Consider the following 17,005-nt stretch of genomic DNA (forward strand, 5'->3'; position numbering starts at 1 on the left):
GATTAGAACATTGAGGTTTCAATTTCGATCTTTTTCTCGACCTCTTCCGAGTCAACCAAGCCTTGAGCCATCAACTGCTTCGCATTTTGCTCCATGGTTTGCATGCCATGTGCTGCGCCCGTTTGAATGATCGAATACATCTGAGCGACTTTATCTTCACGAATCAAGTTTCTGATCGCCGGTGTCGCCATCATGATTTCATGACAAGCCACACGACCACCACCGACACGTTTTAGCAACTTCTGGGCAATTACCGAGCGTAATGATTCAGACAACATTGAGCGAACCATGTCTTTATCGCTACCAGGGAAAACATCAATGATACGGTCAATCGTTTTTGCCGCTGAACTGGTATGTAAGGTACCAAAAACCAAGTGACCAGTTTCTGCGGCCGTAAGCGCTAAACTAATGGTTTCTTGGTCACGAAGCTCACCGACAAGAATCACGTCAGGATCTTCACGTAACGCACTGCGCAGCGCCGCTTTAAAGCTATGAGTATCACGGTGAACTTCACGCTGGTTCACTAGGCACTTATTGTTGGTGTGAACAAATTCAATCGGGTCTTCGATGGTGAGAATATGCTTATTGTGGTTACGGTTTACGTAATCCACCATCGCCGCAAGAGTGGTCGATTTACCAGAGCCAGTAGGGCCTGTAACTAGCACTAGGCCCTTTTCGAAATTAGCAATCTTTTCAAAGATATCAGGAGCACCTAACTGATCTAACGTCGGAATCTCGACAGGGATAGTTCGAAAGACAGCAGAGCAACCACGAGATTGATTAAAAGCGTTAACACGAAAACGACCAACATTAGGTAATTCAAAAGAGAAGTCGACTTCCAGTTTTTCCTCGAACTCGCCGCGCTGCGAGTCGCTCATGATCTCAAAAACTAAACGGTGTACATCAGCATGACTCAAAGCTGGAATTCCAAGCTTCCTTACTTCACCATCTATACGTACCATTGGAGATACACCCGCAGAAAGATGTAGATCTGACGCGTTATGCTTTACACTAAAATCTAGTAACTCAGTGATATCCATTTATTTTCCCTTAAGTAAAGTCAGCTATGAGTAGTATTCAACAAAACATCGAACAAATCACCTCACAGATTCGTAGCGCTGAGCAAAAGTGCGGACGAGCTCCAGAGTCCGTACAACTTTTAGCCGTCAGCAAAACTAAACCGATTGATGCGATTCTAGAAGCCGCACTCGGAGGCCAAATTGCCTTTGGTGAAAACTATGTTCAAGAAGGTGTCGATAAAGTAAAACACTTTTCAGAACAACATTCTAACCTAAATTTGGAATGGCACTTTATTGGTCCAATCCAATCAAATAAAACTCGCCCTATTGCAGAAAGCTTCGCATGGGTACATTCCATCGATCGCGATAAGATTGCTCAGAGACTGAATGACCAACGTCCAAGCGAACTTCCACCTTTGCAAGTGTTAATTCAAGTAAACACCAGTGGTGAAGCGTCCAAGTCTGGCACATCTGAAGAGTCAGTTTTTGCACTGGCAGAGTTGATTTCCTCACTGCCCAACCTCACTTTAAGAGGATTGATGTCGATTCCTGCAAACGTTTCTGACTATCAATCACAGCTTAGTGCTTTCTCTCAACTGGCAGAGCTTAAAGATAAGCTAGCTGCAAAATATCCTGATATTGATACCCTTTCGATGGGCATGAGTGGAGATATGGCAGCAGCAATCGAGGCTGGCAGCACTATGGTTCGTATTGGAACCGCGATTTTCGGTGCTCGTGATTACGCGAAATAGCGACACCTAACAACCTAAAAAGTATAAGTATTGATACCGCTCCGCTTTTGCCGCGCGGCGATACGCTCAGGATTTGATATATGGAACATAAGAACATCGCCTTTATCGGGGCGGGAAACATGGTTCGCTCAATTGTAGCGGGCTTAGTAGCGAGTGGTTACCCAGCGCAAAAGATTACGGCGACTGCACCTTCTGACACCAGAAGAATGCCGTTAGAGCAAGAGTACGGCATCAATACCACCAGCGATAACATTGCCGCAGCAGAGCAAGCAGACGTTGTTGTATTATCAGTGAAGCCACAGATGATGGCTGATGTATGTAAACCCTTACAAAGCATCGATTTTAGCAACAAACTAGTAATCTCAATTGCCGCAGGTATTAATGCGAATCGACTCAATGAGATGTTAGACTGCCAACTGAACTTGGTGCGTGTGATGCCAAACACGCCATCACTACTTGGTAAGGGTATGAGTGGCCTTTATGCTGATTCAACGGTTAGCCAAGTAGATAAAGACTTTGCATCACAGCTAATGCAAGCTGTAGGTGAAGTGAGCTGGGTTGAACAAGAATCTGGTATCAACAACATCATTGCAGCGGCAGGTAGCGCTCCGGCTTACTTCTTCCTATTTATGGAAGCGATGCAAGCAGAAGCAATCAATCAAGGTTTCGACCAAGAAACAGCCCGTAAATTAGTGCAACAGTCAGCACTAGGTGCGGCAGAGATGGTGGTCGCGAACCCTGACACAGAATTATCAACACTGCGTGAGCAAGTGACTTCAAAAGGCGGCACAACCGCTGAAGCGCTACGCACGTTTAACGAACATCAACTATCAGACATCGTAGCTAAAGCCATGCAAGCGGCAGTCGCTCGAGCTGAAGAGATGGAAAAACTGTTTTAGTACTAACCAAGGTACAAAAGCATTGTGCCGTTTGGGTGGTACCTGAGCGGCAAGTAAATCCGAAAAAGGAAACAATATGAACTCGATGAGCTTTCTGATCTCGACCGTTTTTGATCTTTACATCATGGTTGTGATCTTGCGTATCTGGCTACAAGCATCACGTGCAGATTTCTACAACCCATTCTCACAATTCATCGTAAAAGCGACACAACCGGTTGTTGCACCACTACGCCGAGTTATTCCATCAATCGGCAGCATTGACTTAGCGACAGTCGTTTTCGCTTACGTGCTATGTGTACTTAAGTTCGTCGCTCTGAACCTGATTATCTCTGGTGGCGCGGCAGTGTTCGATATCAGCTTCCTTATCTTTGGCGGACTCTCTCTGATCAAAGCGGCGGGTGGTTTGATTTTCTGGGTACTACTAATCCGTGCAATCCTAAGCTGGGTTAGCCAAGGTCGTAGCCCAATCGAGTACGTGTTCCATCAATTGACTGAGCCTATGCTAATGCCTATCCGTCGCATCCTGCCAGATATGGGTGGTTTCGACCTAAGCGTACTGGTTCTGTTCATTGTTCTGCAGTTTGCTAACTTCCTAATGGGCGACATGATTGGTCCTATTTGGTATCAGCTATAATTCAAGTACGAACATCAGGTACTTTGACGATGCCAAAAGCGGTTTGGGCCGAAGCAGAAGACACTCTCCTTAGGCTCTATATCCAGCCCAAAGCAAGCCGAGACAAAATCGTCGGCTTGCACGGCGAAGAACTAAAAATTGCCATCACTGCACCACCTGTTGATGGCAAAGCCAATGCCCACTTAGCGAAATACCTTGCAAAGCAATTTAAGGTCGCTAAGGGGCAAATTAAAATTGAAAAGGGAGAACTCGGCCGGCATAAACAAGTTCGAATATGCTCACCAAGCCAAATCCCCACTGAAGTCAAAGCCATCCTATGATGGCTTTTTGCTATTTATTGGAGTCATTATGCGTCTATGGATAACAGCACTACTTACCGCTCTCACTGCCCTGCCAAGCTCAGCAGGACAATTTAAAAACATTAAAGATATCGAGGTTCACTACTCGGCCTTTAACTCGACATTTTTAACGGCTCAAGTCGCTAAACAATACAAGCTTAAGCGAAACGGCTACTCAGCGATTCTGAACATCAGCGTGTTAGACAATGCCTCCCTTGGAAAACCTGCGGCAACCGCTAAAATAACGGGAACAGCCAAGAACCTGGTGGGTAATACTCGCACGCTTAACTTCCGTGAAATCAAAGAAGGTGATGCCATCTATTACCTTGCAGAGTTCCCTATTACGCACGAAGAAAACATCACGTTTAATATCGATGTTAACGCAGGCTTGAAAGGCACTGGCCCATTACGTTTCACGCAAAAATTCTATACAGAAGAGTAAGCTCACTGTTCTGTTCATTAACTTATTTAGAGCCCCATTCCATGAGTAAGATTGTTTTAGCTACAGGCAACCAAGGCAAAGTTCGCGAGATGGCAGATATTCTGTCTGAGTTCGGTTTTGACGTTGTCGCACAAAGTGAATTTAACGTTTCAGAAGTCGCTGAAACAGGAACAACATTCATTGAAAATGCCATCATTAAAGCCCGTCATGCAGCGAAAGAAACCGGTCTACCGGCGATTGCGGATGACTCTGGTTTAGAGGTTGATTACTTAAATGGCGCGCCGGGAATCTACTCAGCTCGTTATTCAGGAGAAGGCGCTACTGATAAGCAGAACATCGAAAAACTGCTTGATGCTATGCAAGGTGTGGAAACTGAAAAGCGTACCGCTCGTTTCCACTGTGTGTTGGTTTTAATGCGTCACGCAAATGATCCGACACCATTGGTATGTCATGGTAAATGGGAAGGACAAATTCTGACTGAAGAGCACGGTGAGAACGGCTTTGGATATGATCCTGTATTCTTTGTTCCAGAAGAGAACTGCGCATCTGCTGAGCTTGACCCTTCACGCAAAAAGCAACTATCACACCGTGGTAAGGCCCTAGCGTCACTATTCAAAGCACTCAAAGAGCAAGCTCTGTAATGCACAACGCAGCACTCGTTCCACCAGCTCTTAGCCTTTATGTACACATCCCGTGGTGTGTACAAAAGTGTCCCTATTGTGATTTCAACTCACATGCTCTGAAAGCCGATATCCCCGAAAAAGAGTACATCGATGCGCTACTTGAGGATCTCGATACTGATATCGAAAAGTACCAACTCAATGGTGCACATCGTCCGCTGTATTCGATCTTTATTGGGGGGGGAACTCCAAGCCTGTTCTCTCCAGAAGGTATCGGTCGACTGCTTCAAGGTATTGAGCAACGCATCCCATTCAAACCTGAAATTGAAATCACCATGGAAGCCAACCCAGGCACCATTGAAGCGGAGCGTTTCGCTGGTTACCAAAAAGCGGGAATTACTCGTATCTCGGTTGGTGTACAAAGCTTTGAGCAAGAAAAGCTAGAAAGGCTGGGCCGTATCCATGGTCAAGATGAAGCGGTCAACGCTGCTCACCTTGCACATAAAATCGGTCTAAACAGCTTTAATCTCGATCTTATGCATGGCTTACCGGATCAAAGCATCGAGCAAGCGTTGGCTGATCTAGATAAAGCGATCGAATTAGATCCCCCGCATTTATCTTGGTACCAGCTAACAATAGAACCTAACACCATGTTCTATTACAAAACGCCAACTCTACCTGACGACGATGATCTCTGGGATATCTTCGAATTAGGCCACAAAAAGCTCGCTGATGCAGGGTATGTGCAATACGAAATCTCAGGCTACAGCAAGCCGGGCTACCAATGTCAGCACAACCTCAATTACTGGCGCTTCGGTGACTACTTGGGTATTGGTTGTGGCTCTCATGGCAAGCTGAGTTTTGCTGATGGACGAATTATTCGAACAACTAAGGTTAAGCATCCAAGAGGCTACCTAGCTGCTTATCAAAATATGGTGAAGCCTTATATTTCGGATGAATTTGAAGTAGCAAACGAAGACCGCCCTTTCGAATTCTTTATGAACCGTTTCAGGCTGATGGAAGCATGCCCTAAGCAAGATTTCATCGATACAACGGGGCTTGGTTTTGACGCTGTTCAGCCAACAATTGAGTGGGCAAAAGAGCTAGGTTACTTGAACGAAACTGATACTCACTGGCAAATCACAGAAAAAGGAAAACTTTTCCTCAACGATTTGCTGGAAGCCTTCATGGCTGAAGAAGACGAATAACCTAGAACCTACAAAAAAGCCTCTCATCAACGAGAGGCTTTTTATCGAAATCAGCATATCGAAAGTACTAGAAAATAGAACGACCAATACGCTCTGAAAGCAGTTCCAACGCCTTAGTGCCAGCAAGAGAGTTACCTGAAGGGTCCAGCTCTGGAGACCACACTGCAATCGTCATCTCACCAGGTACGATAGCGATAATACCGCCACCTACTCCCGATTTACCTGGCATACCAACGCGGTAAGCAAACTCACCTGCTCCATCGTACAAACCACAAGTCGCAAGCAAAGCATTCAACTGCTTAGTCTGTACAGGCGTGATGATCTCTTTTTTAGTCTGTACTGACACACCTTTGTTCGCCAAGTAGCTAAAGGTTTTCGCCAAATCCACACAAGTCATCTTAAGTGCACAAGCGTGGAAGTAATTATTGAGTACAGGGATAACATCGTTCTCAAAATTACCAAATGAACGCATCAAGTACGCGATAGCGGCATTACGGTCGCTATGCATCATTTCTGAAGCCGCTACTACCTTGTCGTACACGATATGCGTATCGCCCGATAACTGACGCACGAACTCCAATAAACGCTGTCTTGGCGCTGACAAGCGGCTTTGTAATAGGTCAGCCACAACAATCGCACCAGCATTAATAAATGGGTTTCGAGGGATACCCTGTTCCATCTCAAGCTGGATCATCGAGTTAAAGGCTTGTCCAGAAGGCTCTTTACCTACACGCTGCCAAATCTCTTCCGGCTTATAAAGCACCATTGCTAACGTCAAACTCAAAGCCTTAGAGATAGATTGTACAGAGAAGGCTTCCTCTGCATCACCAGCTTGAATCACTTCTCCTTCATTGGTGTATACCGCAATCGCCAGTTTCTGGTTCGATACACGCGCTAATGCAGGAATATAATCAGCGACCTTTCCCTGACCAATTAAAGGGCGAACTTCTTCTAAGATCTCGGCCAAAATAGCTTGAGTTGGTTTCATGTGTGCTTACTTCTATATTGTTATTTTTGTAGGGACGTAACATATACCAATCGTAGTAAATAACGGCTCACTCTAGCTTGTTAAAATGCTCGATAACTGCGTTAGAATTTTTGATTGTAGAGTAACTACTTATCGAAAAATGCTGCCTTGTTCTCAAGCCTTTTTCCTACGCTATTTCTGTTCACTTACTTACTGTGATTGGTATTACTTTCTGTCGTTAAGCCTTTACTGAAACAAAAGCCTAAGGACAAAAAAGCCAACACTACAATAATGTTGGCTTTTATCAATCCCACAAAGTGTAAGGTTAAGATCCTAATCAAATCTCACCTTATATTTTTTTGAGGTTCAGAATTACTTAGTACGCTTGTACTTAATATCCCAAACACCATGACCTAAACGATGGCCACGAGCTTCAAATTTAGTCAGTGGACGCTCATCCGGGCGAGGAATGTAATCACCATCTTCAGCGATATTCTCGAAACCTGGTGCAGCATTCATTACTTCAATCATGTGCTCTGCGTAGTTTTCCCAGTCAGTTGCCATGTGGAAAATACCAGTTTCAAGGTGTAGTTTAGCGCGAACCATTTCAGCGAATTCAGCTTTAACGATACGACGCTTGTGGTGGCGAGCTTTGTGCCATGGGTCAGGGAAAAACAGTTGCAGTGTATGCAGGCTGCTATCTGGAATCATGTGTTCAAATACTTCTACAGCATCGTGACACATTACACGTAGGTTAGTTACGCCAGCATCGCGCGCAGTACCCAAACAAGCACCAACACCTGGGCTGTGAACTTCAATACCTAAGAAGTTCTTCTCAGGTGCGTTCTTTGCCATTTCAACCAGTGATGCACCCATACCGAAGCCAATCTCTAGTACAACTGGGTTATCGTTGCCAAATACTTCTTTCCAGTTAAGAAGCTCTGGGTTGTAGTCGATACCCATTGTTGGCCAACATTCATTCATCGCGTTCTCTTGGCCTTTTGTTAAGCGGCCTTCGCGGCGAACAAAACTACGGATCTTACGAACCAGTTTGCCGTCTTCAGTATATTCGTTAGTGGTCACTTCACTCATTGATTTTTGCCTGCACATTGATTAATCAAAGCGGGGATTATCCAAAGAATTGCCTTCGAAGCAAGTCTTTCCGTGGATAAATTCCCACACAATTTGTCTGTTTTACATCCAACGTTAAGTGTGGTGCAATTTCGCTTCTAATAATAGCAAAGCATAGAGCATGTCGTGACTCCTTTCGCAACCGCCATATTAAATTGGTATGACGCTTACGGGCGCAAAGAATTACCTTGGCAACAAAACAAAACCGCCTACACCGTTTGGCTATCTGAAATCATGCTTCAGCAGACTCAGGTCACCACGGTGATTCCATACTACCAGCGCTTCTTGGAACGTTTTCCAACAGTTATCGATCTAGCAAACGCCGAGCAAGATGAAGTACTCCATCTATGGACAGGGCTTGGTTACTACGCACGAGCTCGTAACCTACACAAAGCTGCCAAGATCGTCGCAGAGCAATATGGTGGGGAGTTTCCACTTTCCCTCGAAGAAATGAATGCGCTTCCAGGCATTGGTCGTTCAACAGCGGCAGCCGTTCTGTCCTCTGTTTACAAGCTCCCTCATGCGATCCTTGATGGTAACGTGAAGCGAACGCTTGCAAGAAGCTTTGCTGTCGGGGGCTGGCCTGGTCAAAAGAAGGTTGAAAACCAACTCTGGGAACACGCAGAGGCACACACACCAAAGCAAGATGTCGATAAGTACAATCAAGCTATGATGGATATGGGAGCAATGGTTTGTACTCGTAGCAAGCCTAAATGTACTCTGTGCCCAATTGAAAGCATGTGTGAAGCTAAGAAGCTCGATAGACAACTCGACTTCCCTGGCAAGAAACCAAAGAAAGAAAAACCAGTAAAAGAGACATGGTTTGTAATCCTGTATCACGATAATAAAGTATGGCTTGAACAGCGTCCTCAATCAGGTATCTGGGGAGGCTTATTCTGTTTCCCTCAAAATGAGAACGCAGAGATCGAACACCAATTGGATCTTCGTTCAATCAAAAACACAGATTCAATCAAAACCATGATTGCGTTTAGACACACTTTCAGCCACTACCACTTAGATATCACACCAGTATTAGTAAAATTAGATAAACAACCAGATTTGATAATGGAAGGGACTAAAGGTCTCTGGTATAACTTATCAAAACCAGAAGAAATTGGCCTAGCCGCTCCTGTAAAGCAGCTTATTGAAAGCCTACCCTTTGAACTGAATGATGACGTTTGAATCAACGAACGCGATAAGAGGAACCACTATGAGCCGCACTGTATTTTGTGCTCGCCTCCAGAAAGATGCTGAAGGCTTAGAATTTCAACTTTACCCAGGTGACTTAGGTAAGCGTATCTTTGACAACATCTCTAAAGAAGCTTGGGGACAATGGCAAAGCAAACAAACTATGCTTATCAATGAAAAGAAGCTGAACATGATGGACCCAGAACATCGTAAACTTCTTGAAACTGAGATGGTTAACTTCCTTTTCGAAGGTAAAGATGTCGTTATTGATGGTTACACTCCACCAAGCGAATAAGACATTTATTTAAGCAAATTTTAATGACATCATGGTTTACGCTGCGATGTCATTTTTGTATGAGGAACTATGAAAAAGCTAAGTTACTTCCTAACCGCCATGCTACTCACAGGTTGCAGTCGTGAGTTCGTTGAGAGCATTTATGATGTGAATTACGAGCCAACCAACCGATTCGTAAATAACTTGGCGGAGCTACCCGGTCAGTTTGAAAAAGATACAGGTGCATTAGACGCTTTGATCAATAGCTTTTCTGGCAATATCCAAAAGCGCTGGGGTAGTAGTGAAGTAAAAATGGCAGGTAAGAGTAACTATGTGAAATATATAGATAATTACTTAAGCCGTTCAGAAGTAAACTTTAGCGAAGGCCTGATAACGGTAGAAACCGTCTCCTCTACAGAGCCTAAAAAACACCTCAAAAACGCCATTATGACAACGCTGCTTACGCCAGATGACCCAGCGCATGTCGATCTATTCTCTTCAAAAAGCATCAAGTTAGAAGGCAAACCTTTTCTCTACAATCAAGTTGTAGACCAAGAGAAGAAACCTATCCAATGGACATGGCGCGCCAACAAATTTGCTGATTACCTGATAGCTAACAACCTAAAAACCAAAGAAGTCGACTTTAAAAAAGCCTACTACGTTGAGATCCCTATGGTGGCCGATCACGCAAGCCAACGTAGTTACCAGTATGCCGATATCGTTCGACGCGCATCTAAACGTTATGACATCCCTGAAGACTTAATCTACGCAATCATCAAGACAGAGAGCAGCTTTAACCCGTATGCGGTGAGCTGGGCGAATGCATACGGCTTGATGCAAGTCGTGCCGAAAACAGCAGGTCGAGATGTCTTTAAGCTAGTCAAAAACAAACCTGGAGAGCCGACTCCCGAGTATTTATTTAACCCAGAAAACAACATTGATGCGGGTACTGCGTACTTTTACATCCTAAAAAATCGCTATTTGAAAGACGTTCAACACCCAACAACGCTCGAATACAGCATGATCTCAGCGTACAACGGTGGCACTGGTGGCGTACTCAATACCTTCAGCAAGGACAGAAAACGTGCAATGCGTGACTTAAACTCGCTGCAACCTAGCCAAGCTTACTGGGCACTAACCCAAAAACACCCGAATAAAGAATCGCGCCGTTACCTAGAAAAAGTAACAAAGTTCAAGAAAGATTTTAACCAAGGTAAAACGTAAGCCTCACTTTTGAATAAAAAAACAACTAACGAACGTTTTTTTTAATTATTTTCAAAAAAGGTGTTGACGGTTATGCAGAAAATCCGTTTAATAGCGCTCCGTTGCCCGGATAGCTCAGTCGGTAGAGCAGAGGATTGAAAATCCTCGTGTCGGTGGTTCGATTCCGCCTCCGGGCACCACAATTTGATTTGTTGGTGTCAACACTCTTTAACAGGGAGTAGCAGCACGGACAAAAGCACAAAGAATACAGTGTGCCGACTTAGCTCAGTAGGTAGAGCAACTGACTTGTAATCAGTAGGTCACCAGTTCGATTCCGGTAGTCGGCACCATTCTTTTGCCTCGATAGCTCAGTCGGTAGAGCAGCGGATTGAAAATCCGCGTGTCGGTGGTTCGATTCCGCCTCGAGGCACCATTATTTGGTGTTTAACTTAAATTAGTTAACGCAAGTAATTCCCCCTTAGTTCAGTTGGTAGAACGGCGGACTGTTAATCCGTATGTCGCAGGTTCGAGTCCCGCAGGGGGAGCCATTTACAATTGAAGTGATTGATATCATTTCATATAAAACGAAGAGTAACGTCTTCAGTAAAAGATATAGTGTGCCGACTTAGCTCAGTAGGTAGAGCAACTGACTTGTAATCAGTAGGTCACCAGTTCGATTCCGGTAGTCGGCACCATTCTTTTGCCTCGATAGCTCAGTCGGTAGAGCAGCGGATTGAAAATCCGCGTGTCGGTGGTTCGATTCCGCCTCGAGGCACCATTATTTGGTGTTTAACTTAAGTAAGTTAACGCAAGTAATTCCCCCTTAGTTCAGTTGGTAGAACGGCGGACTGTTAATCCGTATGTCGCAGGTTCGAGTCCCGCAGGGGGAGCCACATTCAAAAAGCCAAGTCGAAAGACTTGGCTTTTTTCGTTTTAAGCTCCGACTTATTTGTACCAAATAAATGTCTCAGCCGAAACGTCGGACCGTACTATCCGCCCACGTTGAGTCCCAACAGGGGGGAGCCATTTTAGAAAAAGCCTCATCACATGATGAGGCTTTTTCGTATCTAGCGCTCCTGCTTTGTGTCAAAGTAATGTCTCAGCAAACTCGTTCCCCTTCTCCGGTCACGTCGAACTCCAATACTGAAAAGCTCTTTCAATTCAGGCACGCATTAAATACTGAAACTGGGAAACAACCCTCTTCCATCGTATACCTCTGCTCAACGACAATCTTTGACTAATACCTCTCCCTTACGCCCATTCTCAAGACGCAATCAAATACACAGAAGGTAACAAACTAGCGTTCTATTACTTTTTTTTCGTCGTAAATTTAATCTTCATCATGTTTTGATATCTTTCTAATATCTGCCCTACACGACTTAGATTAAGATTCGATGAAACATACCCAATATTTATTATTTAATTGCTGCGCGGGGAAATATGAAACTAAAAACGCAAGCTTACTTACTATCGGGCATCATTTTAGTCGCCCTACTAGCGTTGACCGCTACAGGTTTATGGACCTTAAGAGTCGCTAGCAACATGGATAACAAAGCTCGCGTAACTGAGCTATTTAAGAGTGCATACAGCATTCTTACTGAAGTTGAAAAGATGGCCATTGACGGCACGTTAGAAGAACAACAAGCAAAACAGTTGGCGACACGTCTGCTGCGTAACAATATTTATAAAGACAATGAATACGTCTATGTTGCCGATGAGAATATGACGTTTGTCGCGACTCCACTAGATCCTCAATTACATGGAACTAGCTTTAATGACTTTAAAGATGGAGACGGCAATAGCGTTGGTCAGTTAATCCAAAGAGTACTTGGTAACCGAACGGGTCAGATCGTTGAGTACACCTGGACCCAAAAACAGCCAGATGGCACGATTGAAGAAAAACTCTCTATTGCAGAGAAAACACCGCATTGGGGTTGGGTTGTAGGAACAGGTATAGGCTTCAATGAAGTTAACGCTCGTTTCTGGTCAACGGCTCAATGGCAGCTATTCCTATGTGTTGTTATTGCCAGTCTTATTCTTTCTAGCTTAATCGTGTCTATTAAACGAATGCTGGCACTACTCGGTGGCGAGCCTAAAGACGTGAGAGAAGCCGTACAAGCTGTTGCAGAAGGACGCATTCAGACCTCTTTCGAAACTAAAGCAGTCGATGGCAGTATCTATCATGCAGTACAACAAATGAGTAAATCACTGGCTGAACTGGTATCTAACCTTAATGCTTCGATGTTGGCATTACGAGGTGAGCTGCAACGCGTAGAAGACCGTGCTGGTTCTATTGCTCAATTGACTGAGACACAACAACAATCCACAGAGATGATCGCAACTGCGATGACTGAGATGGCATCTTCAGCTAATAACGTTGCTGATTCGGCGGGAGACACGGCGTGCAACACTGATGAAGCAGACAAACAGAGCCAGCATACTCAGCGCCTGATTCATAACACAGTAGACAATATCCAAGGCCTTGCTGGGCAACTAGGAACAGCAAGCGAAGCGGTCGCTAACCTAGATAACGATGTAAACAACATTGTGAAAGTATTAGATGTGATTGGCGATATTGCAGAACAGACAAACCTATTAGCACTTAATGCAGCAATTGAGGCTGCTCGTGCAGGTGAGCAAGGTCGTGGATTTGCAGTGGTTGCTGATGAGGTGCGTAATCTTGCAGGCCGAACGCAATCAAGCACCAAAGAGATCCAGTTAATGATCAATAACCTTCAGGACGGGTCTCGCAACGCTATCCAAACCATGGAAGTGTGTGCAGCGACCAGCCAGAGCACAGTAACCGAATCTCAAAACGCCTCAGAAGCGCTACAACAGATTGTTATTGCTCTTGAGTCAATCTCTTCAATGAGTCATCAAATCGCGACAGCAGCGGCTGAACAAACTCAAGTGAGTGATGATATCTCGAAGCGCATCAACATGATTGAGGAAAGTGGTAATCAACTGAGCAATGTAGTGACCGAAAGTCATAACAGCACCCAAACCTTAGCCTCTCTATCTAATGAATTAGAAGCTTGGGTAAATAGGTTTGAAGTAAAACACTAAAGTTTCGGGAAGATTTTTAAATATAAAAGCACGTTTTCATACGTGCTTTTTTTATTTAGGCACTCATTCCGTCTAGTTAAACGTGGTTTCTCAATCTTTTAGGGCATGCTAGACCTAGGTTTTTCGCCGCAAATGAACAAAAACAACCCACTAAGTATAGAAAAACATCAAACAATACTTTTTTTGCAATTTAGTGTTGACCCAGAACGCGAAAACACGTTTAATACACCTCGTCGCCCGGATAGCTCAGTCGGTAGAGCAGAGGATTGAAAATCCTCGTGTCGGTGGTTCGATTCCGCCTCCGGGCACCACAATTTATTTGTTGGTGTCTTAGACAACAACAGTAAAGCACAAAGAAATATTATGCGCCGACTTAGCTCAGTAGGTAGAGCAACTGACTTGTAATCAGTAGGTCACCAGTTCGATTCCGGTAGTCGGCACCATTTCTTTAAAGCTTTGAGAATAATTCCCCCTTAGTTCAGTTGGTAGAACGGCGGACTGTTAATCCGTATGTCGCAGGTTCGAGTCCCGCAGGGGGAGCCACATTTAGTGTGCCGACTTAGCTCAGTAGGTAGAGCAACTGACTTGTAATCAGTAGGTCACCAGTTCGATTCCGGTAGTCGGCACCATTTATATTATTGAGAAGTTACTCTTCTTAAATAATTCCCCCTTAGTTCAGTTGGTAGAACGGCGGACTGTTAATCCGTATGTCGCAGGTTCGAGTCCCGCAGGGGGAGCCAAAAAAGAAGAAGCCGCATCATTGATGCGGCTTTTTTGCATCTGAAGATCACACATCTCTCTCCTACATTCTTTAAACATCCTTGCCTTTTATCACATCCAAAATACCTTTCTTTATCTAGAGGTAATAAAACCATAGCCATTCATCTCAAGTGGTAGAGCTCACTTAGTAAAAACACTTCATCGAAAATTACTCTGGCGATAACGACGACCATAAATCGAAGATCTGTATAGTGTGGCGATTTAGAGCTTTCAACTTTAAAACATCGCGCTGATCGTTCTCAGTCTCACTGTAAAGCGCTATGCTATCCTTAGCTATTACGATTACTCTTTATCAAAACTATCCACCACAATCGCTCCCATAGAGGCTGGCATAGAAATAACAATCACCCTCTTGATTGATACTACAGGATCAGTCAATAAAGGGAGTTTATCTAAACAAGTCAATACTAATGCTATGACCATAGTCGTCATGGCATAAGCGATAACGATTCTAAAAATGAACACAGGAATTCGAGCTACGACATCCTTTTGGAAAACACTCTCATAAGTATAAAAACCAAGAAAGACTGCGGATAAGAAAAACAACAGCAATAAATTTTCGCTAGGTAACGTCTCTCCTAGTCTCCAGGCCTCTTCAGAAAAAGAGATAGGAACAGCCAGAGCAAAAGATCCAACATAGATCTGGCTTGCATGTTCAAAATTAAAACTCAGTTTCATTACACTACCTACTTGAACTCTCTCAGCGTTCCCACAGAGATTACTTATTCTCAACGATCCAAATACTGGAATTACTAGAAATTAAAGGTGACATCCGGTACTTCATATTAACCACCTAAAGCCAACTAAGATTTGAACCAGGGAGCAACAAATCAAATTCTACTAATTATAATCTTAACGCTTCCACAGGATCGTAGAATGAATATAGGGCTTTGAGTCCGAGATAGTTGAAGATATCAACTCTAGAGGGTTTGAGGACTGCAATTTCAATGAGAAGTAAAAGAGCAGTGTTCGACAGTGGATAACTTGAGAGACTCTTACTTAGAGAGCTTAACTACAACTCTGATAACTCACGCTCTAAAAACGAATTAAGGCTAAAGCTATCATAGTGAACTGTCATCTATACCTCTAGAACACAAAGAAATAGATTACGGTTTGTAGAACATATGAATAAGCAAATCTCAGCAGAACTAGTACCTTGTCAGTACCTCTATAAACTGCTCACAGCTGCAATTAATAAAAGCATAGCTCTATTGTGTATTAATCAATGCCAGCTACTAAGCGACATAGGAATACCTCTCTATTGCGTTAGGCAGGCCGTAAGGCTCCATGCATAAAATGAGAGCCAGTTACAGTGACAAGACGTAATGAGGAGAACTGAGAGTTCAAGCATCAGGGGCTAGGAAGTATTTAAATGAGAAGCAATAAAAAGCACACTAGCACCTCTTTAAAAAGAGTAGTTAGATTACCGAGACATCTCGATTATTCATTGCGATAAAAGCTTAGAACGAAATTGTCAGTAAAATACTACTCCCTGGCAATTCAAGGCTTCTTACAGGCTCATTAGAACTAATTTAGCCGCGGACTAGGTTGCCATACATCAGAGAAATAGCGCTTCACGACACTACCTACTTTCTCTGTAAGCACAGAAAAGCAGGCAAGCTATAGTGAGTGCTCCAAGACTTGTTTAACGAATTTCAAAGAGAGAACATCAGAATTTGGTAGCAAACATCTAAAAAGGGTTATCGGTAAATAGAAAAGCTTCTGAGCCCTTTGGTTCTGGCCAACTAAAATGATGTATTCCAAGGTAAATTAACAATACTCAGAAACGATAAAAGCCTAGTCATAGGACTAGGCTTTCTAATAGGTGGTGGGATGGCCGGGATTGTGAGCAAACCTTTTGCGGGTCTCTTTCGACCGAAGGATGAACACAATCATTCAAATGTAAAAAAGCCCAAGCAGTTATGCTTGGGCTTAGTATAAGTGGCGTAATGGCTGGGGTCGCAGGCGACCAGGACTGTTTGGTCAAAGACCAAAATACCAATCCCTAGAAACGACGAAAGCCTAGTCGTAAGACTAGGCTTTCTGATAAGTGGCGGAGTGGACGGGACTCGAACCCGCGACCCCCGGCGTGACAGGCCGGTATTCTAACCAACTGAACTACCACTCCGCAGTGTCTATTCAGCTTAAAGCAATTTGAGCCTGACGATGTCCTACTCTCACATGGGGAAGCCCCACACTACCATCGGCGCTATTGTGTTTCACTTCTGAGTTCGGCATGGAATCAGGTGGGTCCACAATGCTATGGTCGTCAAACAAATTCTGTTGTTAACTTGATTAATCAAATCAACTAAATCGTGGTGCTGATACCCAGACTCGAACTGGGGACCTCACCCTTACCAAGGGTGCGCTCTACCGGGCTGAGCTATATCAGCAATTCAAGAACCGTTTAAAAACGATTCTAAAAATTTAAAGCCTGGCGATGTCCTACTCTCACATGGGGAAGCCCCACACTACCATCGGCGC

Annotated in this window: 15 protein-coding genes, 14 tRNA genes and 1 rRNA gene; 23 read left to right on the forward strand and 7 right to left on the reverse strand. The window is 44.0% G+C overall.

The window, feature by feature from the left end:
- Positions 1-2: 2 nt before the first annotated feature.
- Entirely contained in the window at positions 3-1,040 is a 1,038-nt protein-coding gene (locus BTO10_RS19690; RefSeq protein WP_004738971.1) for a type IV pilus twitching motility protein PilT, read from the reverse strand.
- A gap of 26 nt (positions 1,041-1,066) precedes the next feature.
- On the opposite strand from BTO10_RS19690, the gene BTO10_RS19695 reads away from it, so the two are divergent.
- From BTO10_RS19695 to hemW, 7 genes are all read left to right on the forward strand, one after another.
- Entirely contained in the window at positions 1,067-1,771 is a 705-nt protein-coding gene (locus BTO10_RS19695; RefSeq protein WP_105025568.1) for a YggS family pyridoxal phosphate-dependent enzyme, read from the forward strand.
- Positions 1,772-1,851: 80 nt separating this feature from the next.
- Positions 1,852-2,670: a pyrroline-5-carboxylate reductase gene (gene proC / locus BTO10_RS19700; protein ID WP_105025569.1), complete on the forward strand. Its 819-nt coding sequence runs from the start codon at positions 1,852-1,854 to the stop codon at positions 2,668-2,670.
- 76 nt (positions 2,671-2,746) lie between these two features.
- Positions 2,747-3,304, forward strand: coding sequence for a YggT family protein (locus BTO10_RS19705; RefSeq protein WP_004738965.1), 558 nt, complete (start codon positions 2,747-2,749; stop codon positions 3,302-3,304).
- A gap of 29 nt (positions 3,305-3,333) precedes the next feature.
- Positions 3,334-3,624, forward strand: a complete 291-nt coding sequence (gene yggU / locus BTO10_RS19710) for a DUF167 family protein YggU (RefSeq protein WP_105025570.1) — start codon at positions 3,334-3,336, stop codon at positions 3,622-3,624.
- A 28-nt stretch (positions 3,625-3,652) separates the two neighbouring features.
- A complete protein-coding gene (locus BTO10_RS19715; RefSeq protein WP_105025571.1) occupies positions 3,653-4,084 on the forward strand; it encodes a DUF4426 domain-containing protein in 432 nt (143 codons plus the stop codon).
- 41 nt (positions 4,085-4,125) lie between these two features.
- Positions 4,126-4,725 carry an XTP/dITP diphosphatase gene (locus BTO10_RS19720; protein ID WP_105025572.1) on the forward strand — a complete coding sequence of 200 codons (600 nt, stop codon included), beginning with the start codon at positions 4,126-4,128 and terminating at the stop codon, positions 4,723-4,725.
- Positions 4,725-5,912 (forward strand): radical SAM family heme chaperone HemW, encoded by a 1,188-nt coding sequence (gene hemW / locus BTO10_RS19725; protein ID WP_105025573.1) that lies wholly within the window; start codon positions 4,725-4,727, stop codon positions 5,910-5,912. The genes BTO10_RS19720 and hemW overlap by 1 nt, the downstream gene beginning before the upstream one ends.
- Before the next feature lie 67 nt (positions 5,913-5,979).
- Here hemW and glsB read toward each other — a convergent pair whose 3' ends face one another.
- Together glsB and trmB are read right to left on the reverse strand one after the other, a co-directional pair.
- Positions 5,980-6,900 carry a glutaminase B gene (gene glsB / locus BTO10_RS19730; protein ID WP_004738957.1) on the reverse strand — a complete coding sequence of 307 codons (921 nt, stop codon included), beginning with the start codon at positions 6,898-6,900 and terminating at the stop codon, positions 5,980-5,982.
- A gap of 351 nt (positions 6,901-7,251) precedes the next feature.
- Complete coding sequence (trmB, locus tag BTO10_RS19735; protein WP_004738956.1) at positions 7,252-7,971, reverse strand: tRNA (guanosine(46)-N7)-methyltransferase TrmB; 720 nt, start codon at positions 7,969-7,971, stop codon at positions 7,252-7,254.
- A gap of 165 nt (positions 7,972-8,136) precedes the next feature.
- Between trmB and mutY the strand changes: the two genes are divergently transcribed.
- The 16 genes from mutY to BTO10_RS19815 all read left to right on the forward strand — a co-directional run bounded on the left by mutY (position 8,137) and on the right by BTO10_RS19815 (position 14,481).
- On the forward strand, positions 8,137-9,192 hold the full coding sequence (gene mutY / locus BTO10_RS19740; protein ID WP_105025574.1) for an A/G-specific adenine glycosylase: 1,056 nt from the start codon (positions 8,137-8,139) through the stop codon (positions 9,190-9,192).
- A 28-nt stretch (positions 9,193-9,220) separates the two neighbouring features.
- On the forward strand, positions 9,221-9,493 hold the full coding sequence (locus BTO10_RS19745) for an oxidative damage protection protein (RefSeq protein ID WP_004738952.1): 273 nt from the start codon (positions 9,221-9,223) through the stop codon (positions 9,491-9,493).
- Positions 9,494-9,562: 69 nt separating this feature from the next.
- Positions 9,563-10,696, forward strand: a complete 1,134-nt coding sequence (gene mltC, locus BTO10_RS19750; protein ID WP_105025575.1) for a membrane-bound lytic murein transglycosylase MltC — start codon at positions 9,563-9,565, stop codon at positions 10,694-10,696.
- A gap of 103 nt (positions 10,697-10,799) precedes the next feature.
- Positions 10,800-10,875: transfer RNA gene (locus BTO10_RS19755), tRNA-Phe, on the forward strand.
- Positions 10,876-10,949: 74 nt separating this feature from the next.
- Positions 10,950-11,025 (forward strand) — tRNA-Thr (locus BTO10_RS19760).
- A gap of 7 nt (positions 11,026-11,032) precedes the next feature.
- Positions 11,033-11,108: transfer RNA gene (locus BTO10_RS19765), tRNA-Phe, on the forward strand.
- Positions 11,109-11,147: 39 nt separating this feature from the next.
- A tRNA-Asn gene (locus tag BTO10_RS19770) sits at positions 11,148-11,223 on the forward strand.
- Between the two features lie 71 nt (positions 11,224-11,294).
- Positions 11,295-11,370: transfer RNA gene (locus BTO10_RS19775), tRNA-Thr, on the forward strand.
- A gap of 7 nt (positions 11,371-11,377) precedes the next feature.
- A tRNA-Phe gene (locus BTO10_RS19780) sits at positions 11,378-11,453 on the forward strand.
- A 39-nt stretch (positions 11,454-11,492) separates the two neighbouring features.
- Positions 11,493-11,568 (forward strand) — tRNA-Asn (locus tag BTO10_RS19785).
- A 547-nt stretch (positions 11,569-12,115) separates the two neighbouring features.
- Positions 12,116-13,741: a methyl-accepting chemotaxis protein gene (locus tag BTO10_RS19790; protein ID WP_105025576.1), complete on the forward strand. Its 1,626-nt coding sequence runs from the start codon at positions 12,116-12,118 to the stop codon at positions 13,739-13,741.
- A 235-nt stretch (positions 13,742-13,976) separates the two neighbouring features.
- Positions 13,977-14,052, forward strand: a tRNA-Phe gene (locus BTO10_RS19795).
- Positions 14,053-14,108: 56 nt separating this feature from the next.
- Positions 14,109-14,184 (forward strand) — tRNA-Thr (locus tag BTO10_RS19800).
- A 24-nt stretch (positions 14,185-14,208) separates the two neighbouring features.
- Positions 14,209-14,284 (forward strand) — tRNA-Asn (locus BTO10_RS19805).
- A 10-nt stretch (positions 14,285-14,294) separates the two neighbouring features.
- Positions 14,295-14,370, forward strand: a tRNA-Thr gene (locus BTO10_RS19810).
- Positions 14,371-14,405: 35 nt separating this feature from the next.
- Positions 14,406-14,481: transfer RNA gene (locus BTO10_RS19815), tRNA-Asn, on the forward strand.
- Between the two features lie 322 nt (positions 14,482-14,803).
- On the opposite strand, the gene BTO10_RS19820 is transcribed toward BTO10_RS19815, so the two are convergent.
- From BTO10_RS19820 to BTO10_RS19835, 4 genes are all read right to left on the reverse strand, one after another.
- A complete protein-coding gene (locus tag BTO10_RS19820; protein ID WP_105025577.1) occupies positions 14,804-15,199 on the reverse strand; it encodes a DUF2391 family protein in 396 nt (131 codons plus the stop codon).
- A gap of 1,373 nt (positions 15,200-16,572) precedes the next feature.
- A tRNA-Asp gene (locus tag BTO10_RS19825) sits at positions 16,573-16,649 on the reverse strand.
- A 30-nt stretch (positions 16,650-16,679) separates the two neighbouring features.
- Positions 16,680-16,795: ribosomal RNA gene (rrf, locus tag BTO10_RS19830) — 5S ribosomal RNA — on the reverse strand.
- A 42-nt stretch (positions 16,796-16,837) separates the two neighbouring features.
- Positions 16,838-16,914 (reverse strand) — tRNA-Thr (locus BTO10_RS19835).
- Positions 16,915-17,005: the final 91 nt, after the last annotated feature.

This window comes from Vibrio chagasii (assembly GCF_002954585.1).
Lineage (GTDB): Bacteria > Pseudomonadota > Gammaproteobacteria > Enterobacterales > Vibrionaceae > Vibrio > Vibrio chagasii_A.